Source organism: Saccharopolyspora rosea (assembly GCF_025643595.1).
Classification (GTDB): Bacteria; Actinomycetota; Actinomycetes; order Mycobacteriales; family Pseudonocardiaceae; genus Saccharopolyspora; species Saccharopolyspora rosea.
In genome coordinates this window covers 5,877,344-5,902,375 of sequence record NZ_CP102826.1, presented here as the reverse complement: position 1 = coordinate 5,902,375, position 25,032 = coordinate 5,877,344, and the positions used below count along the sequence as shown (strand labels likewise).

The 25,032-nt window shown below is 69.0% G+C and carries 23 protein-coding genes; 10 read left to right on the top strand and 13 right to left on the bottom strand.

The features are described from left to right. Positions 1-5: 5 nt before the first annotated feature. The gene (locus tag NV263_RS30775) at positions 6-530 is read left to right on the top strand and encodes a Mu transposase domain-containing protein (protein ID WP_397545637.1); all 525 of its coding nucleotides are present in this window, start codon (positions 6-8) and stop codon (positions 528-530) included. Here NV263_RS30775 and NV263_RS27430 read toward each other — a convergent pair. The 3 genes from NV263_RS27430 to NV263_RS27420 all read right to left on the bottom strand — a co-directional run bounded on the left by NV263_RS27430 (position 419) and on the right by NV263_RS27420 (position 3,616). After that, positions 419-1,378 (bottom strand): tyrosine-type recombinase/integrase, encoded by a 960-nt coding sequence (locus NV263_RS27430; RefSeq protein WP_263249604.1) that lies wholly within the window; start codon positions 1,376-1,378, stop codon positions 419-421. The two genes, NV263_RS30775 and NV263_RS27430, sit on opposite strands and share 112 nt — an antisense overlap. Positions 1,379-1,988: 610 nt before the next feature. Beyond that, the gene (locus tag NV263_RS27425; RefSeq protein WP_263249603.1) at positions 1,989-2,864 is read right to left on the bottom strand and encodes a DNA methyltransferase; all 876 of its coding nucleotides are present in this window, start codon (positions 2,862-2,864) and stop codon (positions 1,989-1,991) included. Positions 2,865-2,911: 47 nt separating this feature from the next. Continuing rightward, positions 2,912-3,616, bottom strand: coding sequence for a hypothetical protein (locus NV263_RS27420; protein WP_263249602.1), 705 nt, complete (start codon positions 3,614-3,616; stop codon positions 2,912-2,914). Positions 3,617-4,390: 774 nt separating this feature from the next. Here NV263_RS27420 and NV263_RS27415 point away from each other — a divergent pair. From NV263_RS27415 to NV263_RS27380, 8 genes are all read left to right on the top strand, one after another. Then, positions 4,391-5,173, top strand: coding sequence for a sigma-70 RNA polymerase sigma factor region 4 domain-containing protein (locus NV263_RS27415; protein ID WP_263249600.1), 783 nt, complete (start codon positions 4,391-4,393; stop codon positions 5,171-5,173). 131 nt (positions 5,174-5,304) lie between these two features. After that, positions 5,305-5,619, top strand: a complete 315-nt coding sequence (locus tag NV263_RS27410) for a pilin (RefSeq protein WP_263249599.1) — start codon at positions 5,305-5,307, stop codon at positions 5,617-5,619. A 350-nt stretch (positions 5,620-5,969) separates the two neighbouring features. Then, entirely contained in the window at positions 5,970-6,674 is a 705-nt protein-coding gene (locus NV263_RS27405; RefSeq protein WP_263249597.1) for a hypothetical protein, read from the top strand. A 956-nt stretch (positions 6,675-7,630) separates the two neighbouring features. Further along, on the top strand, positions 7,631-8,671 hold the full coding sequence (locus NV263_RS27400; RefSeq protein ID WP_263249596.1) for a PrgI family protein: 1,041 nt from the start codon (positions 7,631-7,633) through the stop codon (positions 8,669-8,671). Then, positions 8,671-10,536, top strand: a complete 1,866-nt coding sequence (locus tag NV263_RS27395) for a VirB4 family type IV secretion system protein (RefSeq protein WP_263249595.1) — start codon at positions 8,671-8,673, stop codon at positions 10,534-10,536. The genes NV263_RS27400 and NV263_RS27395 overlap by 1 nt, the downstream gene beginning before the upstream one ends. Before the next feature lie 46 nt (positions 10,537-10,582). Beyond that, on the top strand, positions 10,583-13,033 hold the full coding sequence (locus NV263_RS27390; RefSeq protein WP_263249593.1) for a type IV secretory system conjugative DNA transfer family protein: 2,451 nt from the start codon (positions 10,583-10,585) through the stop codon (positions 13,031-13,033). 104 nt (positions 13,034-13,137) lie between these two features. Then, entirely contained in the window at positions 13,138-14,133 is a 996-nt protein-coding gene (locus NV263_RS27385) for a replication-relaxation family protein (protein ID WP_263249592.1), read from the top strand. Positions 14,134-14,141: 8 nt separating this feature from the next. Beyond that, positions 14,142-15,101 carry a peptidoglycan DD-metalloendopeptidase family protein gene (locus NV263_RS27380; RefSeq protein WP_263249591.1) on the top strand — a complete coding sequence of 320 codons (960 nt, stop codon included), beginning with the start codon at positions 14,142-14,144 and terminating at the stop codon, positions 15,099-15,101. Positions 15,102-15,242: 141 nt separating this feature from the next. On the opposite strand, the gene NV263_RS27375 is transcribed toward NV263_RS27380, so the two are convergent. Next, a complete protein-coding gene (locus NV263_RS27375) occupies positions 15,243-15,446 on the bottom strand; it encodes a hypothetical protein (protein WP_263249590.1) in 204 nt (67 codons plus the stop codon). A gap of 595 nt (positions 15,447-16,041) precedes the next feature. Between NV263_RS27375 and NV263_RS27370 the strand changes: the two genes are divergently transcribed. Then, positions 16,042-16,653, top strand: a complete 612-nt coding sequence (locus NV263_RS27370; protein WP_263249588.1) for a helix-turn-helix domain-containing protein — start codon at positions 16,042-16,044, stop codon at positions 16,651-16,653. Positions 16,654-16,823: 170 nt separating this feature from the next. On the opposite strand, the gene NV263_RS27365 is transcribed toward NV263_RS27370, so the two are convergent. From NV263_RS27365 to NV263_RS27330, 9 genes are all read right to left on the bottom strand, one after another. Further along, positions 16,824-17,402, bottom strand: coding sequence for a hypothetical protein (locus NV263_RS27365; RefSeq protein ID WP_263249587.1), 579 nt, complete (start codon positions 17,400-17,402; stop codon positions 16,824-16,826). A 228-nt stretch (positions 17,403-17,630) separates the two neighbouring features. Then, complete coding sequence (locus tag NV263_RS27360) at positions 17,631-19,415, bottom strand: vWA domain-containing protein (protein WP_263249586.1); 1,785 nt, start codon at positions 19,413-19,415, stop codon at positions 17,631-17,633. A gap of 46 nt (positions 19,416-19,461) precedes the next feature. Beyond that, the gene (locus NV263_RS30610; protein ID WP_317630375.1) at positions 19,462-19,746 is read right to left on the bottom strand and encodes a hypothetical protein; all 285 of its coding nucleotides are present in this window, start codon (positions 19,744-19,746) and stop codon (positions 19,462-19,464) included. 82 nt (positions 19,747-19,828) lie between these two features. After that, positions 19,829-20,545, bottom strand: a complete 717-nt coding sequence (locus tag NV263_RS30605) for an AAA family ATPase (RefSeq protein ID WP_317630374.1) — start codon at positions 20,543-20,545, stop codon at positions 19,829-19,831. Between the two features lie 876 nt (positions 20,546-21,421). After that, positions 21,422-23,518: a LysM peptidoglycan-binding domain-containing protein gene (locus NV263_RS27350; RefSeq protein WP_263249585.1), complete on the bottom strand. Its 2,097-nt coding sequence runs from the start codon at positions 23,516-23,518 to the stop codon at positions 21,422-21,424. Continuing rightward, on the bottom strand, positions 23,515-23,925 hold the full coding sequence (locus NV263_RS27345; RefSeq protein ID WP_263249584.1) for a hypothetical protein: 411 nt from the start codon (positions 23,923-23,925) through the stop codon (positions 23,515-23,517). The genes NV263_RS27350 and NV263_RS27345 overlap by 4 nt, the downstream gene beginning before the upstream one ends. Continuing rightward, positions 23,922-24,344, bottom strand: coding sequence for a TadE/TadG family type IV pilus assembly protein (locus NV263_RS27340; RefSeq protein WP_263249583.1), 423 nt, complete (start codon positions 24,342-24,344; stop codon positions 23,922-23,924). Before NV263_RS27340 ends, NV263_RS27345 begins: the two co-directional genes overlap by 4 nt. After that, complete coding sequence (locus NV263_RS27335; RefSeq protein ID WP_263249582.1) at positions 24,344-24,700, bottom strand: TadE/TadG family type IV pilus assembly protein; 357 nt, start codon at positions 24,698-24,700, stop codon at positions 24,344-24,346. The genes NV263_RS27340 and NV263_RS27335 overlap by 1 nt, the downstream gene beginning before the upstream one ends. A gap of 60 nt (positions 24,701-24,760) precedes the next feature. Next, positions 24,761-25,009: a hypothetical protein gene (locus NV263_RS27330; RefSeq protein ID WP_263249581.1), complete on the bottom strand. Its 249-nt coding sequence runs from the start codon at positions 25,007-25,009 to the stop codon at positions 24,761-24,763. Between the last annotated feature and the right edge of the window lie 23 nt (positions 25,010-25,032).

Genomic DNA, 25,032 nt, shown 5'->3' with positions numbered 1-25,032 from the left:
CGGACCTGTCCAGCCAACTCGGTGGACAGCCCTGCGCCCGCAGCCAACGTGCTCCCAGTCGAGCCTTCGCGGTCGGCTTCGGCACCACGCGGCGGGTCAACTGGGATGCGACGACTTCAGTGGAGGACGTGCGCTGCTCGGTGCCGCACCACCTCGTCGACCTACGCGTGTGGGCGCGGTTTCACGGTGACGAGCTCATTGTCACCGCCGTCGCCGAAACCGGCCCGGTCGAGATCGCCCGGCATGCCCGCTCAACGCCGGGTCACCTCGCGCTCCGCGACGAACATCGCGCTCGGTTCGGGCCGCGGACTGGTTGTCTGAAGCCGCAGCAGCCGGAACCCGATGCATGCCTGAGAAAACGGCTGAGGCCATTGCCCTGGACAAGCTGCACGGTACCGCCGGCATCGATGCGTCGAGTTCAGGCGACGGCAGTGAGTCGGGTGGTGTTGGGGTCGGGGTGTGAGCGGTGCCAGCGGTGTTGGAGTTGGGTGATCATGTGGTCGGTCATGGGGTCGGTGACGTGGGAGTAGATTCCGCGGACGCCGGGCATGCGGTGGCCGAGGCGGGCGTGTTGGAGGACTTGGTGGACGCGGTCTTCGTCGAGCCAGCTTTTGTGGGTGTGGCGGAGGCCGTGGAAGTCGAGTTCGGGTTGTAGGGGTGCCCATCCGCGGGTGGTGTCTCCGGCGACGGCGGGGTGCCAGACGCGGCGGCTGAAGTTGGACCGTCGCAGCAGTCCTCCTCGGGGGCCGGTGAACACGAAGGCGTGGGGTTGGTCGGCGGCGTGTTCGCGCAGGAGTGCGGCGAGGAACGGTGGCAGGTGTACGGTGCGGGCGCTGGCGGGTGTTTTCGGGGGTCCGAGTTGCAGGCCGCCAGCGATTTCGTGCAGGGCACCGATGTCGGGGTCGACGGTGATCGTGGCGTAGGGGGAGCGGTCCAGTGCGACGTTGTGCCATTGGAGTCCGGCGAGTTCGCCCCAGCGCAGGCCGGTGTAGGCGGCGGTGATGATCATCGGCTGGTAGCGGCCGCATCGGTGGGCGATGTGCAGCAGGCGTGCGGGTGTGGTGATCTCGCGGCGTTGTGCTGGGTCGAGGGAGAGCCCGAGGCGTCGGCAGGGGTTGGTGGTGAGCAGTTCGTCGTCGACGGCTTCGGACAGGATGGTGGAGAGCAGGTTGACGATGCCGGAGACGGTGGCGTCGCTGAGATGCCGGCGCAGTCTTTTCACCCACGACTTCACCGTGATGCGTTTGATGTCGCCGAGGGCCATGTCGCCGAAGGCGGGTTCGATGTGGTTGCGCAGGTAGGAGTTGTATTTCTGCCAGGTCGCCGCGGACACGTCGTGTGCGTCGCGCCAGGTGCTGATCCACTCTGACATCGTCATCGGACTGGTACGGGCGGGCTGGGGCATACCGCGGCGGTGCTCGTAGTTGAGATCGTCGGCACGGTCGCGGGCACTTCTGCGGGTGTCGTACCCGGTTTCGGTGGCGATGCTCCCGTCTTGGCGGTAGTAGCGCACCCGCCATGCGGGGCCGTGTCGTTCAATCCAGGCCATCTTGTCTCCACTTTCACTTGGGGCCACCCCGCCTGGTCGGTAGGGCGGGGTGGCCCCAGTGACGCTCGATAGGCACGAGAGCGGAACCAGTATGTGGTCACCGGATGGAGTGCACTCCTGTGCATTCGTTTCTATGGGCGGCTTCTCCGGTGAGCAGGACGATTGCCGTCGCGAGCGATGTCGTGCAGGTTTTGCTCGCTGAATCGGAGATACCGTCCGACGAAGGTGCAGGGGATCGACCGGGTGCCGGCTTTGCGGCGCAGCCAGGACTCCGGTACGCACAACCGGTGCGCGGCTTGAGCTGGCGTGTACAGCTGAATCTCGTTTCCCGTCGTGGCATCGAATTCGGTTGCGGGTGTCGTTGGAGGAGAGGTCTGAGCGCGGTCGCGTCGGGGCAATGGTTCCTCCCTGGAGGGTGAGACACGGGTGTGGAAGGGTGTTAGGTGCTCGGTGCGCGGAAGATCAGCACGTCTTCATGGGCGATCAAATGCAGTGGTAGTCCGGCTTCGCGTTGTTTGCGGATGAAGTCGCGTTGGAAGAACGAGCCGCGGGCGATGAGTTCGGTGTCGGTGGCCCTGGCCAGTAGTGCGACGCAACGTTCGGTCGGAATCAGCCCGGCCTGGCGTCCGCATGCGAGAACCTGGGAGGGCAGGTCGATGAGTTCGGAGTGTTCCCGCCACGGTCGGGCTGTCACGACCACATGGCCGCCCGGTTTCACAAGCACCCGGAGTGCGGTGAGGATGCGGGTGAATCCGGCCAGGAGTCGGTGGTGGCCGATGTTGGCGAGGTTGGCACGGTCGAGGGTGTTGCCGTAGCGGTGGTGGAATTTCTGCACGGTCTTTTTCGGAGTGGTGATGACCTGCCCGTGAACCGAGGGCCCATAGGGCGGGCTGGTTACCACCAGCGAGACCTGCCCTCGGCAGTCGGCGGGCAGAAGCGTGAGGAGCTGGCGGGCATCCCCGCTATACACCGCGCCCTGGTGCGTGGAGCTGTTCTCGGACGCCAGAGCAACGTTGTCCCGGGCGATCTGCACCCAGTGCGGCTCGTATTCGACACCGAGGGCGCGGCGGCCGGCGGCGAGTGCTTCCACCAGGGTGGTGCCGATGCCGCACATCGGGTCGAGCACGAGATCGCCTGGCTCGGTGTAGTGGGCGATGGCGTGGGCTGCGATGGCGGGCAGCATTTTGGCCGGGTGCGCGGTGGATTCAGGGGTGTAGCGGTGCTTGCGCTGGGACGCGGGCGCGGCCTGCGCCGTCGCCCACACTGACCCCGGGCGCCGGTCATCACTGCTGGCGGTGATCGGGGCGTCGTGCATCGCGTCGTCCTCTCGTCGCGGGGTCGGGGAGTGCGGCTGTGGTGGGGTCACTGGCTCTCCTCCTGGCCGGGGCCGCGCGGGGTGGGGTCGGTGGGTTGGGCGAACACGAGCAGATCCGAGTGAGTCCGCGGGTGCCGGCACCCTCGGCCAGGTCCGCAGGCCGGAGGCTTGGTGGCGGGAGTGAAGGGGCCGTGGTGGAGCGGGGTGTGCAGGACGACGACGTGCTGCAGGTAGAGCAGGTCGGCGTTGTGCCCCGCAGCCACCACCGCGCCGGTCGGATCGACTAACTCCCCATCCCGGTGCTCACTGTGCGTGAGCACCGTGAAGACACCGCCCGACCGCAGCCGCCGGGACGCATGCAGCGCGACGAGATCGCTCACGGCGTCGCCGGAGTCGTCGGGAGCGAGACTGGTGATGATCAGGTCGAGGTCGGCCACCGGTCCCGTAGGTGATGTCTGGGGTGGCTCGACGAGTGGGCCGAGAACCGGTTCGACGCGGTGCGCGTCAGGGTTGATCAGCGGATCCGACAACGCAGACGCCCCAGCCGTCGCGGACTCGGAGACGGGCGCGGGGAGCTGTTCGAGGACACCGGACCGGCCGAGCTTGTCGATCAGCGCCAGGGCGGTGTCGGCCTGCTCGTCGAGCGTCGGAGCATTTCCACCCTGCGTATCGAGGTGGGCGGTAGGCCAGGGCAGCAGACCGACTCGGGCGCCGTGGTCGGAGAAGGCAGTGGTGATCTGGCGGATCACCACCGGCGGCCACATCAAGCGGGGGTCGACCGCGGTGGCCGGCGCCCAGACCGAGCACGGGAGCGACGCGGCGTCCGTGGACCGGCCGCTGCGGGAACGGGTACTGCGGGTGGTGCCGGGCCGGGCTCGGTGCGGCCGGGTCCGCGAGGGCGCGCCCGGATACGGGCGCGGATCCTCACCGCGGCGCGGCGGACGAGACGACGGGCTGGGCATCGGGGTTCCTTTCGCAGGGATTCAGGTGTGATCGGCACGCGGAAGGTGCTCTACCCCTAAAAGCCGAAAACAAGGCCCCGATGGGACATGGCGATCCAGATTTTCCTCGAAAAACCATCGTCCAAACCAGTGTTCGCGACCCGGTGCCTGATGTCGGACAGCGTTAGTGCCACAGCCCTGATGCGGCCACAGTGATGGCTACGCCGGCTTCCGCGTGACTTTTCGAAGATTTTTTGGAGCGATCTTGGAAAACGGTCAGGTGCAGGCGTGCAAGATCCTGTTAGTGGCACTAACACCGTCCTTGCCGGGCACTAACAGTGCAGCGCACGGCCGCTGTCGGCGTCAGGGCTGGTCGCGTGGTGTCGCGACCAGCGTGGACCGCGGCTGATCGTGGTTGGTGCCCTCGGTGCCTGCGAGGTGCGTGGTGAGTACCTGTTCTGTGCGCGTGATGTAAGAGGCGTGTTAGTGGCCGCACGGCGTCCTTGATGGCGCATTCTTTGGTTCTCGCGTCTTGGAGATTCCATGCCCACGTATCCTTGTACTGGCGAGTGTGACTACGACGGCGTGACCGCTTTGGATACCGCGCGCCGCGCCTTCGGATTTCTTCTGGCCGGGCCGCATCCGATCAGTCTGGATGGGCGGGCCATTCCTGGGTTGCCGCCGCGGTTTGTTCCGTTGGATCAGGTGCAGGAACTGGTGATGCATAGCCGTTGCCCGCAGCGGCTGCGGGATGGGGTCTGGTGTCACCTGACCACTCGCTCCCGTGTCGAAGGCGGGACGTGGACGGTGGCCTGTGTGGGGATGGCCCTGCCGGCCCTGGTCACCATCGCCGCGCGGCTGTCGGCTCGTCACCGTCTGGAGGCCGCCGACCTGCACGCCGCCGTCCTGGCCGGATTCCTCACCGCCCTCGCTGAGATCGACCTGGCACGGCCAGGGGTCATGAACCGCCTGCGGTGGGCGGCGTACCGCAGCGGACACGCCGCGCTCCGCGAGGCCCTCGACGCCCCGGAACCCGGTACCCCCACGCGTGTCACCGGCGGGCCGTTGGGGCGCTCGGTGGAGGGGCATCCGGATCTTGTTCTGGCCCGTGCGGTCGCTGAGGGTCTGCTCACTGCACGCGAGGCCGACGTGATCGCCGTGACTCGTCTCGATGGTCGTTCGCTGACCCGCTTCGCCCAGGAGTGTGGCAGTTCGTACGAGGCGCTGAAGAAGACGCGCGCCCGCGCCGAACGGCGCCTCGCGGGCCACCTCACCACGCCCCGCACACCACCTTCGGTGCCCTCCGGCCGGTCACGGTCGGTGTCCAGTGCCGCCGCGGGCGGACCGCTGCCGGGAGGTCCGCGATGAACCTTCGCCGTATCGCGCTCCTGTCCTGCACATGCCGCCTTGGAGATCACCCGATGCTGAGGTCCTCGCCTGCGTCCTTCCGTCGTGTTCGTGCGACCCGCCGTGCTCGCCGACTGGATCTGCGCCGCTCGGTGTTGCTGCTCGTGCTCGTGGTCTGTGCCGGCGTGGCGGTGGCGCAGCGGGCCGGGGCCGCCACACCCGTGCTGGCAACGGTGCCCTCGGTGGAAGCCCTGCTGGTGAACATCCGCAACTGGATCATGGGCATTCTCGCGCTGGTCGCGACGGTGTTCGTGACCATCGGCGGGGTCCGCTACCTGCTGGCCAACGGCGACCCGGGCGAAGTGGAGAAGGCCAAGAGCAGCTTCCGCAACGCCGCCTTCGGATTCCTGCTCGCCGCCGCAGCCCCAGTGGTGGTGGACGTGCTGCGCGGCTTGGTCGGAGCCTGAGCATGCACCCCCGCCTCTTCGCGTCCGCGCTGGTGGTGCTGCTCGCGGCCGCCCTGCTCAGCCCTGGACTCGCCAGCGCCCAGACCACCGCGCCCCACCCTCCTGCGACCCCGTTGCCCTGCGTGCCCAGCTCATCGATCCCCACCTGCGGCCCGGCCGAGACGTTGGCCCCGAAACCACCCGCGCCGGGCCACCCTGCACCGCCGTTGCCGCTGCCACCCTCGGCGCCGCAGGCATGCTCCCCGGGCGCGCCCACCACGCCCTGCCCTCAGCCGAAACCGCCGGGGGCCTCCCAGCCGGGGCCTGCGGCGCCGATCACGGGCGACGCCGAACCACCGCAGGAATGCGGCTTGACGAACATCCCGGCGTGCGTGTCCGAGGCGATGGCCGGGTTCTTCACCAGCATCGTCGCCCCCGGGCTCAAAGACGCGCTCGGTTTCTTGGGGGGCACGTTGCTGGCCACGCCGAAGCTGGATGAGGTCCCGGTGATGGGCGAGATCTGGGAGCACTCCCGCCAGATCGTGCTCATCTCCTACAGCCTCGTGGTCACGATCGCCGGCCTGGTGGTGCTCGCCTACCAGACCCTGCAGACCCGCACCTCGATCAAAGAGATCCTGCCGCGGGTCGCGATCGGGTTCATCGCGGCGAATCTGTCGATGCTGCTGGCCGGGTATGCCATCGACTTGGCGAATGCGTTGTCCCAGGCGATTCTCGGCAGCAACCTCGACGCCGATCAAATCGGGCAGTCGATGACCGACACCTTCATGCATGAGATGGACACCGGCAGCGTATTTCTACTGCTGATCGCGTTGGCGTTGTTGGTGATGGTCGTAGTGGTGCTGCTGACCTATGTCGTCCGCATCATGATCACGATCGTTCTCCTCGCAGCGGCACCTGTGTTGTTGATGTGCCACGCGTTGCCGCACACCGAGCCCATCGCGTTGTGGTGGTGGAAAGCCTTCGCCGGAACCCTCGTGATCCAGATCGGCCAGTCCTTCGCTCTCGTCGCGGCGGTGAAACTGTTCTTCCTGCCCGGCGGTATCGCCCTCTTCTAGCCCGGATCGAATACCTCCTTCGCTTCTTTTCTGTGTCGTGATTGGTGTGCGATGATCAACCTTCTTGTCGGGATCGCCATGTGCTATGTGCTCATCAAAATCCCCTTCTGGGTCCTCGGCTCGATTAGGGGCAGCCGCGGCTCGCTGATCGGCGGCCTAGTCCGCGGCGTGATCGCCTACAAGACCTTCGGGCTCCTGTCCGGACGTGGTCGCCGTCGCCGTGGACATGCGACAGCTACGAAGACGCCAGATCCTTATGCGACAGCCCGCACTGATCCGCGTGGGCAATACATGATCCCGTTCGAGGGTCTGAAGCGGCAAAAACCCAAGAAGCCACCGCATCAGCGCTCCGCGCCGAAAGCCCCGACACCGCAGCACAAACGCGGCCCGGACCGACAACTGAGGCTGCCGCTGGACGGGGAGTGGCCGGAGAACAAACCGGTCCTGCAACGCGATGGGCAATACCGACTCGCGATGCCCGTCCAGCGTCAACCCCGGCCGCCATCCTCTGGCCCGCCGGAGTCGACGGCGAAGACGGACCGTTCTGGGCAGATGGTGTTGCCGCTGGGCAAACAGTGGCCCGAAAACCGCGTTCGGTGGCCGAAACCGACGAAGGACGGCCAATACCGGCTGCCGCTGAATGTCCGCCGTCAACCACGCCCGGCCGAACCGACGCACCGTCCAACAGCACCACCGCGCCCCCAGACGGTCGGACGTGATCGGCAGTTGCGGTTGCCGCTCGGTCAGGACTGGCCGGAGAACCGGCCTCGGGCCGATCGCACGGGCCAGTACCGGCTGCCGCTGAACGTACGCCGCCAACGGCCGCCGCGCACGCCCCGTCCTCGTCCGGCCGCTCAGCCGCGGCCACGGCCTCGTGATCGGCAGCGCGAGTTGCCGCTGAACCTGCCCCCACGTCCACATCGGACACGCTCGAACCGGTCCTCTGGAGGTGCCCAGTGACCACTCCGGTCAAGATCCCCGCCGACATCAACATCGAAGACCGGGTGCTCGGCCCACTCACCGCCCGCCAGCTCGGGATCTTCGCAGCGACCGCTCTGGTGCTGTACGTGGTCTGGCGCATGACCGAGCACGTGGTGCCGCTGCCGGTCTTCGCCGGATTCGCCCTGCCGCTGGCTGGGGCGGTGGCGGTCCTGGTTCTCGGTCGCCGTGACGGACTGAGCCTGGACCAGCTGCTGGTAGCCGCAGTGCGCCAGCGCCTCCATCCCCGGCTGCGCGTGGCCACCGCGGCTGGCGTCCAGCCGGTGCCGGACTGGCTCGCAGCCCAGTCCGTCGAGCACGGTTCCCCTCACGAAGAGGCGGCCTCCGGGATCGGGCTGCCAGCCGAGGCCATCTCCGAAGCCGGGATCGTCGACCTGGGCAAGGACGGGCTCGCGGTGGTCGCGGCGTGTTCAACGGTGAACTTCGCCCTGCGCACCCCCGGCGAACAGGAAGCGCTGGTCGGGGTTTTCGGCCGGTGGCTGCACAGCCTCACCGCCCCGGCGCAACTACTCGTGCGCGCCGAACGCCTCGACGTCTCCGCGCAGATCGCCGAGCTCGACGCCCACGTGCCCTCGCTGCCGCACCCGGCCTTGGCGGCCGCGGCCCGCGACCACGCCGACTACCTCGCCGACCTGGCCGCCAACAACGACCTTCTCCGCCGCCAGGTGCTGCTGGTCCTGCGCGAACCCCGCGCTGTCCTGCCCCAGCAGGGCCACCGGCTTGCCAGCAGGTTACCCGGACGCCGCCGCGAGACGCCAGAGCCGCAGGGGCAGGCCGAGCGGCGCGCGGCGGAGGCACGCCTGGCTCGCCGAGTCAGCGAGGCCGCGGAGTTGCTGCACCCGGCCGGGATCACGGTCGCCCCGCTCGACGCGGCCCAGGCCACCGCGGTGCTCGCTTCAGCCTGCAACCCCGACCGGCTCGTGCCCGCCCACGCCAACACCGCGGCCGCCGACGAGGTCATCACCACGGCGCACTCGGATACCGAGGAGGACTTCTGATGCCCGATCACACCCAGCACACCGCGGCTGATCAGCCGTTCACGCCGGACTCGCTCGTCGTCGGTGCGCGCCACGTGCAGGTCGGCTCCGAGTGGGTCGCCAGCTTCGCGGTCACCGGTTTTCCCCGCGAAGTGCACCCCGGCTGGCTCTCCCCGCTGCTGACCTACCCGGGCCGGGTCGACGTGAGCGTGCACATCGCCCCGATCGACCCGGCCACAGCCGCCAAGGGGCTTCGCAAGCAGTTGGGCAAGCTGGAATCGGGCCGGCGGAGCACCGCCGAGCACGGGCGACTGCACGACCCACTGGTCGAGGCCGCCACCGAGGACGCCTACGAGCTGTCAGACCGGCTGGCCCGCGGCGAGGGCAAACTCTTCCGCGTCGGGCTGTATCTGACCGTGCGCGCCGACTCCGAACAGGCCCTGGCCGACGAGGTCCAGGCGGTGCGGGCGTTGGCGGCGAGCTTGTTGCTGGATGCGCAGCCGTGTTCGTTCCGGTCGGTGCAGGGCTGGGTGTCGACCCTGCCGATGGGGCTCGATTTGATCGGGATGCGCCGCGCGTTCGACACCGACGCTCTGGCCGCGGCGTTTCCGTTCACCAGCCCAGATCTCCCGCCGCCTGATCCGGCCTCGCCGTCGGTGGCCGACGGTGTCCTCTACGGCTACAACCTCGGCTCCCCAGGACTGGTGCACTGGGACCGGTTCGCACCCGGCATGCACAACCACAACGCCGTCGTCCTCGGCCGCTCGGGCGCGGGCAAGTCCTACCTGGTCAAAGTCGAACTGCTCCGCAGCCTGTACCGCGGGGTCGAGGTCGCCGTCCTCGACCCCGAAGACGAATACTCCCGGCTCACCAGCGCGGTCGGGGGAACACAGATCAACCTCGGCGCACCAGGGGTGCGGGTGAACCCGTTCGACCTGCCCGTGCACACCCGCGCCGACGGGCGTCGCACCATCGCCCAGGACGCGCTCGCCCGACGAAGCCTGTTCCTGCACACCGTGCTGGCCGTGCTGCTGGGCCACGACCTCGACCCCGGCGAGCGCGCCGTGCTCGACCGCGCGATCACCACCACCTACCACCGGGCGGGCATCACCGAGGACCCGCGCACCTGGACCCGCCCGGCACCGCTCCTGCGCGACCTGCGCGATGTCCTCGCCGCCGACGAGGACGCGCTCGCGCGCACCCTGGCCGAACGCCTCCATCCCTACGTCGACGGCGCTTTCGCGGGCCTCTTCGAAGGGCCCACCACCACCGCCCCCGAGGGGCACCTGGTGACCTTCGGGCTCCGCGAGCTGCCCGACGAGCTCAAACCGATCGGCACGGTGTTGACGTTGGACGCGGTGTGGCGGCGGGTCACCAACCCCGCTGACCGCCGCCCCCGCTTCGTGGTCGTGGACGAGGGCTGGCTGCTGATGCAACAACCCGAAGGCGCCCGGTTCCTGTTCCGCCTCGCCAAGGCCGCCCGCAAACACTGGACCGGGCTCACGGTCGCCACCCAGGACACCGCCGACGTACTCGGCACCGACCTCGGCAAAGCCGTCGTGGCCAACGCCGCAACCCAGATCCTGCTGCGTCAAGCCCCGCAGGCCATCGACGAGATCACCCGAGTCTTCGACCTCTCCGATGGTGAACGGCAGTTCCTCCTGTCCGCGGACTTGGGACAAGGACTCCTGGCGGCCGGGCCGCAACGGGTGGCGTTCCAAAGCCTCGCCTCCGAGAGCGAGCATGCCCTGGTCACTAGTAACCCCGCCGAACTCACCGACTCCACAGTGGATGTTCCGGTGAGTGGCGGTGACGTTTGCGACGAACCCGAACCACCGGAGCTGTCCGTGGGCGCTGACGGGGAAATCGACCTCGGCCCCGCCTGAAACCCACGCGAATCCGTTGCTGCTGCGGATGGAGAGGAAGTCATTGATGCCTGTGTGGACGATCCCGCTGAACGCTATCAATCCGGCGGTCGCTGCGCTCGGGGGAGGGGTCGGGGAGTACCTGCGTGACCCGCTCGGTGCGGTGCGGCACCTCCTCGAGGAAACCAAGGACTCCCTTGGGGTCTGGGGCCCGCTGGTCGTGCTCATGGCCGCCGGACTCATCACGGCCCGTACCGTCCGGAGACGCCGTCACGCTGCGGTGCTCAACACCAACGCCCGGGTGGTCACCGTGCTCGCCCCGCCGACCGTCGACCCGGCTGGCGGGGTGACGTTGTGGTCGAACCTCGTCGGTCTGCTGCGGCCGTCGTGGCGACGGTGGTGGGCCGGGCAGCCGCACGTGTCTTTCGAGTACGGCTTCTCCCGATCGGGCACGGCGCTGCGCATCTGGGTTCCGGGCGTGATCCCGTCCGGGTTGGTCGAGCGTGCCGTCGAGTCCGCCTGGCCCGGTGCGCACACCACCACCGAGCCCGCCACACCACCACTCCCGGAACCGCCGGAAGGCACCCAGCGGGTGCTGGTAACCGGGCAGCTGCGCCTCGCCCGTGCCGAGGCGTTGCCGATCCGCACCAGCTTCGACGCCGACCCCGCCCGCGCCTTGCTCGGCGCCCCGTCCGGACTCGGCGAACACGAGCACGCCTGCGTCCAAATTCTCGCCCGCCCGGTGACCGCCTCTCGCGTCGCTCGCGCCCGCCGCCAAGCCCGCCACCTGCACACCGGCGGCTCACCCCGGCTCCGGCTCACCGGGCAGTTGCTGGACCTGCTCACCCCGCACACCCCACCTGCCCGTCGCCCGGCGGGCAGCGGGCGAAAGACCGCGCTCGACCCGCAGACCGCGTTGGCTCTGTCGGCGCAGAACCGGGCGATCGTGGCCAAACAGCAGGGCGGCCAGTACGAGACCCTCGTGCGCTACACCGTCGCGACCGATCTTCCCCGGGCTGCCACCGACGCGGAACTGCGGCAGGCGAGGCAGACCGCGCAGGGCCGAGCCCACGCGCTGGCGTCGGCGTTCGCGGCGTTTACCGAGCACAACCACTACACCCGCCGCCGCGCGTTGAGGACCGAGCCGTTATGGCGGCGGCGCCTCGATCGCGGCGACCTGCTGTCAGTTAAGGAACTCGCCGCCGTGGCGCACCTGCCGCACGACGAGAATCTTCCCGGCTTGCACCGCGCTGGAGCCCGGGCGCTGGCCCCACCACCCGGCATCCCGGTACCCGGCCCCGGCATCAAGCCGCTCGGCGACACCGACGCGGGGCTGGCACGGCCGGTGGGCCTGCGGGTGAGCGATGCGCGACACCACCTGCACGTTCTCGGTGCCACCGGATCGGGCAAGTCGACCCTGCTGGCCCACCTGTTGCTCGATGACGCCGAGGCCGGTCGCGGACTGGTGCTCATCGATCCTAAAGGCGACCTGGCCACCGACGTGCTCTCCCGCTTGCCCGCCGAGGCCGGAGAGCGGCTTGTGGTGTTCGATGCTGACAGTCGGCACAAGCCACCGTGTTTGAACCCTCTCGACTGCGGGGATGCGGATCTCGCCGTCGAGAACCTGGTGTCGGTGTTCCGACGCGTGTTCTCAGCGTTCTGGGGCCCGCGTACCGACGACGTCATGCGGGCCGCCTGCCTGACACTGCGCGCTCAACCCGGGGTCACCACGCTGGCCGATCTGCCGAAGCTGTTGGCCGAGCCCGCGTTCCGGGCGCGCATCGTCGGCCACGTCCAGGACCCCGTGTTGCGGGGGTTTTGGGCTTGGTATGACGAGCTCACCGATGCCGGGCGCAGCCAGGTCATCAGCCCGTTGATGAACAAGCTCCGGGCGTTCCTGCTGCGTCCGTTCGTCCGTGACGCCCTGGCTGCCGGGCCCTCCACCGTGGACATGCACCGGGTACTCAACGACGGCGGGATCTGCCTCGTACGCGTCCCGAAAGGCTCCCTCGGGGAAGAAACGACGCGCCTACTCGGCTCGTTGGTGGTGGCGCACACGTGGCAGGCCACCACCGCCCGCGCAATGCTCCCGCAACACCAGCGGCCGGACGCCTCGCTGGTCATCGACGAAGCGCACAACTTCCTCAACATGCCCTATCCGATCGAGGACATGCTCGCCGAAGCCCGCGGCATGCGCCTGTCGATGACCCTCGCACACCAGAACCTCGGCCAACTCCCACGAGACCTCCGCGACGGCATCTCCACCAATGCACGCTCCAAGGTCTTCTTCGCCGCCGGACCGAACGACGCCCGCGACGTGGCCCGCCACACCGCCCCACACCTGACCGAACACGACCTGACCCACCTCGGCGCCTACCGCGCGGCCGTGCGCCTTGTCTCCCATAGCGAACACGCTCGCCCATTCACGCTGGCGACCCGGCCCTTGCCCGAGGCCATCCCCGGCCGCGCGCGCCACCTCCGAGCCGCCAGTCGACAGAACACTGTGGACACACACTAACGCCGAACCCCATTACCGCCTTGGCTTTTCTGCCTTGATTCTCGCCGAACCTCGTCGGTCTCGCGCGAGTCGCTCTCGGATGTCCCGATGTGAGGAGTGTTGTCATGTCGCTGCCCGTGCCCCGCCAACGCCACCTGCGCAACCCTCACACGAAAAGCGCAGCACCGCGCGCGGTCAACAGCGCCGAGCACCAGATCTTCCTGGCCGCCCGGCTGACCAACCGCGATCGGTGGCTGGCTGCCATGACCCACGAACACCGGGTCCTGACCACCGGCCAACTCGTCCGCCTGGCCTTCCCCTCCGAACGCTCCGCCCGCGCCCGGTTGCGAGAACTGGCCGCCTGGTCCGTGCTCGACCGCTTCCAACCCCTGCTGAGCTCCGGCACCGCGGCCATGCACTACGTCCTCGGCCCGGCCGGCGCCACCGTGCTGGCCGCCCAGCACGGCCTGGATCCGAAAGACCTCGGCTACCGCCGCGAGCGCGCCCTCGGCATCGCCAACAGCCTGCGACTGATCCACCAACTCGCCGTCAACGACCTGCTCACCACCCTCGCCACCACTCAACGGCTGTGCGCGTGGTGGTCGGAAAACCGCTGCGCCCGCCACATCGGCGACCTCGCCCGCCCCGATGCCTACTTCCGCCTGCACACCCCGGCCGGCGAAGTCAGCTTCTACCTCGAATACGACACCGGCACCGAAGCCCTCACCCGCCTGGCAGCGAAGCTTCCCGGCTACCACGACCTCGCCCGCAGCACCGCCTGCACCCTGCCCATCCTGTTCTGGCTGCCCTCCCCGCACCGCGAAGCCCACGCCCGCCGCGTCCTCCACCAGGCCCGCTGTCACCTCGACCAGCCCGACCTCGTCCCGATCGCCACCGCCAGCCCCCACCCCACCCCCGACCCAGCCGGGCAGGTCTGGCTCCCGATCGAAGACTCCCACGGGTGTCGCCGCCCCCTCTGCAACCTCCACGCCTGGTGGCCGCAGCTCACCGCCGCACAACCCCTCGGAACCGAAGAGGCTCCTGCCTCGCCGGGGCGCAGTGTGCTGCTGCCCGCCCCCAATCCTGTCGCACCGGAGCCGCACCGCCAGCACAGGCGGTGAACCGGGACATGCTGCGCCCGCTGCTCACCGCCGCCGTCGCGGTCGCCTTCCTGCTGATCAGTCTCATCGCCGCCGCCATCGGAGCCGTCTCCGCTCTCCTCGGCTCGGGTGGCCCCGCCACCAGCGATCCCAGCCCAGAGGCACTGGCCGACATCCCCGCCGACTACCTCGCCCTCTACCGCCGTGCCGCACCGCTGTGCCCAGGGCTGGACTGGGCTGTACTGGCGGGGATCGGCAAAGTGGAAACCAACCACGGACGCCTCGACGCACCAGGGGTCCACAGTGGAGAAAACGCCGCCGGCGCCGGCGGACCCATGCAGTTCCTCCAACCCACCTTCGCCGCCATCACCGCCAAGCACCCAATCCCGCCCGGCGGCGGTCAACCGCCGTCGCGATATGACCCGCACGACGCCATCCACGCCGCCGCCTACTACCTGTGCGACTCCGGCGCCCGCAACGGCGACCTCCACGCGGCGATCTTCGCGTACAACCACGCCGACTGGTATGTGAACAAGGTGCTCGCCCAGGCCCAGCGCTACCGCGCCGCGGCGGCCACACCACCCGCCTCGGCCGACGGGTGGGTCCTCCCCGTCGCGGGCCGGTGCAGCTCCGGCTTCGGTCCCCGGTACGGACAGTTCCACCAAGGCCAAGACCTCGCCGCCCCCATCGGTACGCCCATCGTCGCCGCCGCGGAGGGAACCGTGCTCAACGCCGGCCCCGCCAGCGGCTACGGCCTGTGGGTCCGCATCCAGCACCCCGACGGCACGATCAGCACCTACGGCCACATCAACACCAGCCACGTCACCGAAGGCCAACACGTCACGCCCGGCCAGCCCATCGCTGAAGTCGGCAACCGAGGCCAATCCACCGGCCCCCACCTGCACTTCCAACTCGACACCCGCGAAGGACCAGTCGACCCGGTCGCGTTCTACGAACAAAAGGGACTGCACCTGTGCGCGAACTCGTGAGACCACACCACGCCACCGAAGTCGCTGGCCAACCCCACCGCCACGAGCGTGCCGGCGGTGGCTGATCACAGCGAAAATGGGTGTGACGCGGGTGCTCCGCGCCACACTCCCGAGGTTTCCCGCCAATCCGGGCCAGCTGGATCAGGTCTGCGATGCGGCTCGGTCGTCCCACGGCGCTCCGGCGGGCACGGGTTCGGCGTCGCCCATCCCGGCGCCGATGAGGGCGGCAAAAGGACTGTCGGCTCGGTCCAGCAGCAGGATGCGCACGGTGAACAGCGGCGGGGTACGGGAATCGAGGGGGATGATGTTGTGGAAGCTCGCCAGCTCGAACAGGGTATGCAGCACGCGGCGGGATTCCGTGCGGTCGGGATCGGCCTCGGGCGAGAGGCCCCAACCGCGGAGCGTGAGTTCCCGGCTCGGTGGGGCGATCTCGACACGGGTGTGCAGGTGGGCGGGTAGTTCGCCGTGGTCGCGGAGTCCCCAATGGATTCGGCGAGGCGAACCGCGACGGCTTCCAAGCTGAAACCGCGACCGGTGCCGGACGCGAGCCCGTGCACGGCATACGTGTACTTCGGCATGCAACACACTCTCTTTCCTTCCACGCGCCCACGCTGCGTGAAATATCCAGAAGAACATCGGAAACGTGGCGCTGCGGTGCGCCGCAATTCCAGGAACGCTCTGGCGCGGGTGTGCTGTCAACGTGGTTCGGCGCCCTGCGGCGGATCAGAACCAGATGGGCGTATCCGTCCGCTGATTTCCGGGACATGAGAAACAAGATGGATATCTTGTATGATGTGTCGCTTGACAAACGAGCGGCCATCGAGCGTTCCTGGTGCTACGCGATTCCCGCGCCTGATTTCCCGGATGCGCACCGGGCGGGAATCCGCGCCCCGGCCGGGGCATGTCCCAATAACCCAGAACCCGGAAGACGGAGAGCGTCATGCCCACCGATACCAACACCACTGGGCTGGACGGCCCGCGTACCGAGACCGAAACCCGCATCTGGGACGCGCTGAGCTCACAGCCGCAGACCACTGCGCAGGTGGTCTCCGCGGCCGGCGTCGGCCGATCCACTGCGGGCAAAGCCCTGGCGCGCTGGGCAAAGGCCGGGCTGATCAACCGGCAGGACGGCGACGAAGAGAACCCCGCCGCCACCTGGTCCCGCATGCCCGAACAACTTGTCTCCAACCCGGCTCCGGAGACGAACACCGCCATCCCCGACGCGCTTGCACAGCCCGAACCCGTCGGCAACGGCATGCCGAAGGACCCCGAGCCGGACGAGGACGGCGCGGACACTGAGGCTCCGATGCACGCCATAGTGGCCTCGGCGAAGCCGGAACGACTCAAACCCGGCGGGCTGTACAGGCTGGTCAAAGACTACCTGCGCGAGCATCCCGGCGAAGAATTCGGTCCGAGCCAGATCGGAAAAGCCCTCAACCGGTCCTCCGGAGCGGTCAACAACGCCCTGGAGAAGATGGTCACCCAAGGAGCCGCGGTTAAAACGCAGGACGCGCCGAAGCGATTCGCCCTTGCTTCAGGCGAGGTGAACTAAATTAGGCCCAAGAGTTTCCGACCCCGGGCCCACGCGGAATGCACAGCGCGGGCCCGGCGGATTGCTCCGAAAGCTGAACTGTTTCGCCAACTACACGCGCCCTCCTCGTCGTCAGGAATATGGCAATGACGCGGACACGTTCCGCATCTAGCCAGATAGTTGATCTCGTCCTAAGCCTGCTCGCCAGGGGTCGCCTGGGACACTGACCACAGGATCGGAACTAACGGGGCAAACACCGCAGCAACAATGATGTCGATAAGGACAATCTGTAACTCGTCATTGCCGGTTATCATATCGGGAAATCGTTTCGTCAAGTGGAACCGCGCGATCGCCACCATGATAAGTGCAGAGAAGGCCGAGGCGAGGCCGACTGTGCCGTAGAGCTGCTCTAGGAAGGAGGCGCAGATCAAGAAGGTTGACGGAGTTCGATTTGCGCCATACCACGGCGCATGAGCTCTTCCAGCAAGATAGACCGCAAAGAGAATCAACAGCACGGCAAGAACCAGAGCGGAGAACACCTCTTCTCGCGACTCCATCCAGGCCACGATTGAGTCGACTGGGACCCGTGACCGAATTCCAAGCCAGCCCAGTAGGCGACTCGTTGATTCAAGTAGTCCACCCCTATATCCTTTGATGCTGGCAACTAAAGCCAAGAGAAAACCGGCTGATGCAGCGCTGCGATAGATCCAATCCAGATTTGGCGCCGGTAGTCGTTCGCTGATCTTTGATACCAGATTCGCGTCTGGCATGTCGGCCTCCCCAGTACGGTCCTCGGCAAACGACCGAAGGGTAGCCCGTCGGTGTACGCAGCTGTGTGGATTGACAGCGCTGACCCGACGCCGCCGACGTGCAGCCGTGCCCTGTGGCGGCGGGCCGCTGGTGGGCGGTGGGCTGAGCGTCCCAGGCGGCATGGATGACCGTGTGCGGTGCGGGGCCGACTGGGGCGGCGCCGCACCGCACACGATCGCTGCGAGGGTTCAGCTGTGTCGGGAGGTGGTGCGCAGGGCGGCGGCTGCGGCCCTGCCGATCACGGCGGCGGTGGTCGCCGGGTCGGTCAGGTCGTGCACCGTCGCTCCGGTCATGGGGTTGGCTCCCGGGTCGGTGGCCAGCCACAGCACCCCGCACCCGGTCGCGCGCAGCCGGTCCAGGAGTCGTTGCCCGGCTGCGTAGCGGTCGCGTTCGAATTGCCCATCACTGATGATCACGAGCAGTCGCGCCGTCCCGGGGTGGGACAACTCCAGGGCGCCATCCAGGGCCCGGATCGCCTTCGGGATGTCGTGGTACCCGTCGCGGGCATCGAATTCGGTCACCGCCCGCGGTGCGGTGCCGGGGTGGGTCAGGGCCCGCACTTTCTGTCCGAACAGGACGGTCGCTGATTCGGCGGGCATCGGTGTGTGGCGGGTCGCGTCGGCCAGAATCCACGCCGCTGAGGCGACCGCGTCGGTGCAGCGGGACATGGACCCGCTCACGTCGCAGGCGATGCCGATCTTCAACGGCGGTGCCGGGGCCACGCGGCGGTGGGTGCGGGTGAACGGTTCCGCGGTGGGTATCTGCCCGGCTGCGCGCTGAGCGTCGGCGGCGAGTGCCCCGCGCATGCGCAACCGCCCGGGCGGCACGGGCGACGTGGTGCGGATGGTGTGGCGTTCGGTGACCCCAGCGGAATTCAGGGCGCGGGCCAGGGTGCGTGCCGCCCGTCGTTCGTCGCTGCTGGGTTGACGGGTCCCGGCCGTGCCGGTGCCTGTCCCGGTCGTGCCGTCTGGGCTGCGGCCGAACACCGCCCGCGCGGCGGTGCGGGCATCTTGCTGCGCGGCGCGTTCGGCGGCCTGCCGGTTGGCTTTCGCCGCCGCCTGCCCGGCACCGGGGGCCGGCTCGTCCGCGACGTTCCGCGCGACCACGTCCACGGTGTGCTGGATCACCTGCGCCAACGGCGACGGGTCCGCTTGCCCCGATCCGGAACCCACCGCTGCACCACCGGCCCCGGGACCACCCGTGCCGCGCCTCCCGGTGCTGGTGGCGTGGGTATTGGGGTCGGTTCCGATGGCGTGGCACCAGCGGCGGCCCAGTTCGAGCATGGCCTCCGCATCGTCGTCGGCAACGTTGTGCGCGAGCAGCCACAATTCCCTCAGAGTGTCCAATGTGGAAGTTCCGAGGATGCCGTGGATGACCCGGGTGACGGCCAGGGTTTCTCTGTTGTTCAGGATCCCGGCATCGCGGCGGGCCAGTAGTAGCCCCGCCGCCTGTGCGGCGGACGCCGCGTCCATGCCGGTGCTGCTGGTAGGCATGTCACCCAAGATCAGGTTTCGGGCGCTGGAGCGTAGCCAGTGCCTATCGTCGGGGCGGCGGCACAGGTGGGCGGCTTCGATGCGGGACTCCTCCAACAGCATCGCGGCCTCCGCTACCCCGGCTGGGGTCCCGGCGGGCGGGTTCCACCGGGTGTGCCGCGCGTGGGCGCATTCGTGGGTGAACAACCCCCACGCGGTGCTGTAGCGGGTGCGGTCGGCGGGGTCGGCCGGATCGGCGGTGCGGGGGTGGATCGGGCCCAGGTGGACGCCGTCGATCTCGATCAAGGCGTGCGATGGCAGGAAACACGCAGGGGAGCCGTGCCCGGCCCCGGGGGCAATGGTGACGATCAGATCATCCCGGTCGGCGATGACCGGGGCTTCCTCGGTGAACCCGGCCGACAGTGCCCACCAGTCCGGCGACAGCGACGCGGGAGCCGCGGTGGGGGTAGCGGTTGGGGCGGCAATCAGGTGCGTACTCATGGCGCGGAATCTCCTTACACAGTGGGCGAATTCGCGAACGGTCGGGCTAGATGCGGGCGCCGAGCGCCAGGGGTGCGACCGTGCCGCCGAACGCGGACCGCACGACTGCGGCGACGGTGTCGCGGTCCTCTTCGGGGGCGAGGTTGAGCAGGTTCCCGGCCGCTGCGTGCGCGCCCAGCACGGCGGCGATGCGGTCGAATGCGATCAACTCGCGCAGTTGCGGCGCCCAGCCGATCTCGCCCTTGTCCTGCTTGGTGGCGAGGTTGCGGGCCACCCGCACCGCCCGGGGATCGGTCTTGAGCTGCTTGGCGAGGTCGTAGTCGCTGGACACCTGTACCTGGGCCGAAAAGCGGGGAGGACAGGGCGTCGGTCACGATCGCGCCGTGAACGCCGGGGTTGTGTCCGGCGATCACCTAGAACCCGGCCGCGATGGTGACACGTTCGCCGCCGTTGGCCTTGATCGTGATTTTCCGTCGCCCATCCATCGCGGGGTACACGACGGCGAGGACGGTTGGAGGGATCAGCGACGCGTCGTCGATGAACAGCGGGCGGCCTTCGCGCATGGCAGTGATCAGCGGGCCGTGCACGAATTCGTACCGCCCGTCCGGGGTCTGGGTGTATTCACCCACCAGATCCGCGACCGTGGTGTCCCCGTCCCCGGCGATCGTGATCACGTCACCGAAGGCAGCCTCGACCACGGCGGTTTTGCCGGTACCGGGCGGGCCGTACAGCAGCACCGGCACCTCTGCCGCCCGCAGCCTTTGCAAGGCGGTCACGTCCGGCAGACCCGCCAGGCTTCGCGGGTGGTACTGCTGGCCGTTCGGCCGCGTCACCGGCCCCGACACCGGCGCCGCCGGGGAGGCCGCCGCGCCCGCGCTGGTGCCGTTCCGCGCGACCGTGGTTTCCGGGGCGGGCGTCGCCGCTCCGGACTGCGCCGACGTGCTGGACTTTGCGGGGGTGGCGGGCTTCGCCGCGCGCGCCGCCGGGGCGCCGGTGGCGGCCTTGCGGGTGGTTCGCGTGGCCTGGTACCGCAGCGGGGAGGTACTGGTGACCTGCGCGGCGCCCTGGTCCGCCAGGGTCTTCAACGCGTTGCCCACTGCCCCGGCCGAACGGCCCAGCTTCGCGGCCACCTGCCGCGGGCTGTGCTCACCCTTGCGGTCATCGGCGAGTACTCGGGCCACCTGGGCACGCAGCTCACCCCTACGCAGGCGGCCCGATGAGCGGCGGGGGCGGTGGTGCTGTTGGGGGTGCTGGAAGGCATAGCTCGTCCTTTCGCAGAATGCGCGCACAGCGCGGGTTTCACCATTCGGCGGAATTGCGGGTGATCCCCGCGAACGATTCAAAGCTAACTCTCCACCGAACGACCTCTCAAGGAAAAACGACCCTCCAAATGGGTCCTCTTGTAGAAAAATCCGGCGCCGTGACCAGCGAAAACCGTGTCCTCGTCGTGGAATGCAACCGTGTCAGCCCGGGCGAATGCGACTCGCGAACCCGTCGACGACAAGACCTGCGGAGCGAGAAGAATACGCTGGGAGCAGGGAAAGTAAAGAAATAGGGGAACAGGAGGGCGGGGGCGAGGTATGCCCGGCGGGACCATGCGGACAAGACCGCGGCGTTCGAGAGTGCGCCCGCCTGCTGCTGATGTGCCCTGTCGTGGTGGGCACGACCGAGTCTGGGAGCGCCGCGGCCGCTAACAAGCCGTTGTGACCTGCGCGGATCGCTCCGCGCGGGGGTGCCGGTTTAAGCGGAACCCGAAGCGGAACCCCGCATGGAACCCCGGTCGGAACCCCCTGCGGCAATCATGCTCGCCGCTGACGATCACGTGACCGCAGACGACCTCGGTGTGCGGATCGGCTGGTGGGTCTGGCTATACCAGGGACCTTTTGTGTCACGGTCCGCAGCAGTTCCGGCGAGGACATTCCTGCAGAGAAAGGGGTTTCGCGGAGGCGGTGTTCTCTTTCGGCGAGTCGGAAAGCGCAGTGCGCTCGACGTGCCGAGGGGCTCTTTTATGTCTCCGTGGAGAGGCGCTCGCGGCGGAGCTGCTCGGCGAGTGCGCGGGTTTCGTTGCTGGGAACGGTGCCGAGGGCGGCGAGGCTTGTGTGCAGGAGTTCGAGGGTGCGGGGAATGGCTTCGTACAGCCCGAGGCGGGCTTGCAGACGCATGATGTCGCGATACAGCGGTTCGTGATCGGGGGCGAATTCCCGGGCGTGTTCGAGCATGTCGAGCGCGTGCTGCGGGGCTGTCTCGCGCAGGTCGTGGGCGCGGCCGGCTATGGCATCGAGGAACGCGCGGTGGGCGTGGGCGCGGGCGGGTTCAGCCCAGGGGGCGTCGAGGCCGTCAGCGAGCCAGCCGGCGTAGGCGGAAATGATCTCCTGGTCCGCGGTCGCGCGCTCATCGTCGGAGCGGGCTTGGCGGCGCGCAGCGTGGGCTGTGGTGAACTCCCAATAGTCCACTGTGGTCAGCTCGGGATTGATCCGGCAGCGCCGTCCTTCCCCGGCGACCACCAGCTCTGCGAGTGCGGGGTCGTGGCCGCTGAGGGTGCGCCCCAACCGGGTCAGGGTGGTGTTGAGCGCGTTGCTGCCCGCGGCGTGCTCGCCCCAGAGAGCCTCCAGGATCTCTTCCCGGCCGGCCCCGCGAGGATGCAGCGCCAGGAATGTCAGCAGGGACACCATCCGCGGCTGCAACACCACCTCGTGTGCGGGCGCCTCGGTCTCGGGACGCCAGTACAGCCGGGGCGAGCCGAACACCGTCACACGAGCCTGCACCCGCCCGGCGGGAGGCGGCTCGGCGTGCTCGGCCTCGCACTCCCCGCCCGTGGGCGGGGCCGATATCGCGGCGGGCTGGTCGGTGCGGAGGTGAGTGCGTTTCAAGGCGATTGGCAGGGAATAGACGGTTGGTGGCGGGGCGGCGGGAGCGCGGGATGTGCGGCGTCGCCGCCACCGATACGCCGCGGCGGTCAGGGTTCCGGCGGCGATCAGCCCGATCACGACTCCCTCGACCACCCGCGCCCGCACCCGTGGCTGCGAGGCGGGCGCAGGTTCGGGCCGTGGTGCGGCAGCCGAACCCGCAAGCGCAGGAGCAGGCGGAGGCGTGCTGGGCGAGGTGGGCGTCGGTGGAGGGGCTGGGGTGTCCTGCCCGGGTGGGGTGGGATTGTCCGGGGCCTCGGCGCGCGGGATCGCCAGGAGCCATCCGGGAAACAGGATCTCGGGGTTGTGCAGGGCGTGGTGGTCGGGCTGGGTGCGGCCGCGGTTGAGTTCGAAGATTTCCGGCCAGCGCCACGCCTCGCCGAGGTAGCGCTCGGCGAGCCCGGCGAGGGTGTCCCCGCTGGCGACGGTGACCCACCTGGCTCCGTCGGGCACCGGCGGGGGTTGCAGGCGAACAGCGTCGTCGGGCATGCGCAGCCATTGTCCGGCGCGCAGGAACTGCGGCTGCGGGGCCAGTTGCGGGTTGAGATCAGTGATCTCCCGCCATCGATTTCCGTCCCCGAGGTGTTCCTTGGCGAGCGTCCAGAGGCTGTCGCCGCGGTGGACGTGGACGGCCGGCCCGGCCACGGACGGGTCTGGGGCGGGCCCGTCCGTGGCCGGTGCGACCCGTGGCGCTTCGGGGGTGCGCTGCGGGCCGCCGGGGTGGCGGGGCGCGCTCGCCGCCACCGGACTGGAAGGGAGGGCCGAGGCCACGCTCGGTGCGGCCGTGCCGACGAGCACGGTGCTGGTCACCACCGCCGTGATCCAGCCCCGCACACCGTGGCGGTCTTCGGTGCACAGCTGCTGGGCGCCGTAGCGGATCAGAGCGCAGGTGTCGGTGACGATGCAACAGATCAAGGCCGCCCACAGGCCCCAGAGCACGAGCAGTCCACCGAGGACCACTACGTCGTCGACCGGGAGCTGCAGCCGGATTTCGTGATACGTCGCGACGAGCCACGCCTCGAAGTCGGCCCACGCGGAGTCCCTGTACATCCCGGAGTCCAGCGGTGGTGGTGTGAGCCCGTGGGGCCACGGGGCGGCTTGGGTGGCGAGCACGAGCCCGGTGGGCAACACGAGCACGGCGAAGACCAGACCGCTTGCGGCGGTCAGCCAGCGCAGCAGAGCCCGGAGTCCGGTCATGGTGCGAGTCCTGGATTGGTGGTGCCGACGCCGAGTGCGGCGTCGGCGTGGCCGGTGACGCGATGGGCCGGGCCGAACAGACCGATGACCGCGGGCTCGGTGTGTGTGACGGAGACTTCGACTGCTCGGCCGTGGAAAGTGATCTCGCCGTGGTGTCCGCTGGCGGCGAGCACGTGTTGAGCGGTGCTGCGGGCCTGGGTGGGATCGAGGGTGATCTGCGGCCCGCGGGTGTCCAGCGCGGCAAGGGCGGCGCGGGCGGCTTCGGCGGCGACCTCGTCGGCCCGGGCCAGCGCGCGCATCCGGTCGGCACCATCGACGACGAGCGCGAGTACCAGCAGCAGGCACGGCAGCAGCACTGCTACCAGCACGCTCACCGAACCCCGCTCGAGGTCGTCGGCCGGTCTCATGTCCGCTCCCGGTATGGATCAAGCGGGCTCGCTGCGTGCGAGCGCAGCGGGATGCTGCCGGGCATCAAGGGCAATGTGAGGTCTGCGAGGAGCACAGCGCAGGCCGCGTGTACCGCAACGGTGCCGGGCTGTCCGATCGGTCGGTCGAACCCGATGCTGTCCACCGACACCTGCTGCTGGGCGCAGTGCACGCCCTGCTCGCGCAGGGCTGCCTCGGCGGTCGCAGTGGCCTGCTGTTGTGCGGCGGGTGCGGTGCGGGCGATCGAGGCAGCACGCGCGGCACTGGTGGTGGCGGTGTCGAGTGCAGCGTGGGCGGTGACGACTCGCCCACCGGCCACGACCAGGACGAGGACGAGGAGCACCATCGGGGTGAGCACGGCGACCTCGATGCTCGCTGATCCGTTGTCGTCGAGTTTCATCAGCGACTACCTCCCGGAGTGGTGAAGCGCTCGCGAGCCCCGGTGGCGGTTTGCGTGGCGCGGAAGTCGATCGGCAGCGGCAGTAGGTGTGGGGCGGTGGCCGAGACCTGCACGGATACCTCCCTATCGGTACCGGTGACCGTGATGAGCGGGTCGGCGGCGGCGTTCGGGGTGCGGTGCAGGAACTGTGCGGCCGAGGCCCGGCCAGCGGCGGGGTCGGCGGCATAGGCGCGGGCGGCGTGCAGGCCGAGGGCGGCGGCGTGGTGGCACAGGCTGCGGGTGTGCCACCACAATCCGGCCTGCACCACCGAGATCAGCGTCACGAGCACGACTGCGGCCAGGACCGCGGTTTCCACCGTTTCCGAACCCTGATCCGCACGGGGCTGTCTGGTGTGGACTGTCATGATCGGGAGCTTTCAGTGGATCTGGCCCTGGTATTTGTTCACCACTGCGGTGATGGCGGCGCCGAGCCCGACCGCGACGGCCAGGCCGATGGCGGTGAGTACGGCTTTCTCGGTCGTCTCCGACCCGGTGTCGTCGGCCTGGACCCGCGCGGCCCAGCGGGGCAGCCGGTCGAGGGCAGTGGTCGCGGCGAGCACGAGTACCAGCGCGAAGTGCGCCACGACGGCCGCGGTGCGGCGGGTGAGGGAACGGACGGTGGTCATCGCAGGCTCCTTCAGCGGTTAGG

Coding starts and splice junctions, on each gene's coding strand:
- NV263_RS27430 (WP_263249604.1), bottom strand. CDS start 1,378: ATGACGATGTCAGAGTGGATCAGCACCTGGCGCGACGCACACGACGTG.
- NV263_RS27425 (WP_263249603.1), bottom strand. CDS start 2,864: ATGCACGACGCCCCGATCACCGCCAGCAGTGATGACCGGCGCCCGGGG.
- NV263_RS27395 (WP_263249595.1), top strand. CDS start 8,671: ATGCCCGATCACACCCAGCACACCGCGGCTGATCAGCCGTTCACGCCG.
- NV263_RS27390 (WP_263249593.1), top strand. CDS start 10,583: ATGCCTGTGTGGACGATCCCGCTGAACGCTATCAATCCGGCGGTCGCT.
- NV263_RS27385 (WP_263249592.1), top strand. CDS start 13,138: ATGTCGCTGCCCGTGCCCCGCCAACGCCACCTGCGCAACCCTCACACG.
- NV263_RS27380 (WP_263249591.1), top strand. CDS start 14,142: ATGCTGCGCCCGCTGCTCACCGCCGCCGTCGCGGTCGCCTTCCTGCTG.
- NV263_RS27370 (WP_263249588.1), top strand. CDS start 16,042: ATGCCCACCGATACCAACACCACTGGGCTGGACGGCCCGCGTACCGAG.
- NV263_RS27365 (WP_263249587.1), bottom strand. CDS start 17,402: ATGCCAGACGCGAATCTGGTATCAAAGATCAGCGAACGACTACCGGCG.
- NV263_RS27360 (WP_263249586.1), bottom strand. CDS start 19,415: ATGAGTACGCACCTGATTGCCGCCCCAACCGCTACCCCCACCGCGGCT.
- NV263_RS27350 (WP_263249585.1), bottom strand. CDS start 23,518: ATGACCGGACTCCGGGCTCTGCTGCGCTGGCTGACCGCCGCAAGCGGT.
- NV263_RS27345 (WP_263249584.1), bottom strand. CDS start 23,925: ATGAGACCGGCCGACGACCTCGAGCGGGGTTCGGTGAGCGTGCTGGTA.
- NV263_RS27340 (WP_263249583.1), bottom strand. CDS start 24,344: ATGAAACTCGACGACAACGGATCAGCGAGCATCGAGGTCGCCGTGCTC.
- NV263_RS27330 (WP_263249581.1), bottom strand. CDS start 25,009: ATGACCACCGTCCGTTCCCTCACCCGCCGCACCGCGGCCGTCGTGGCG.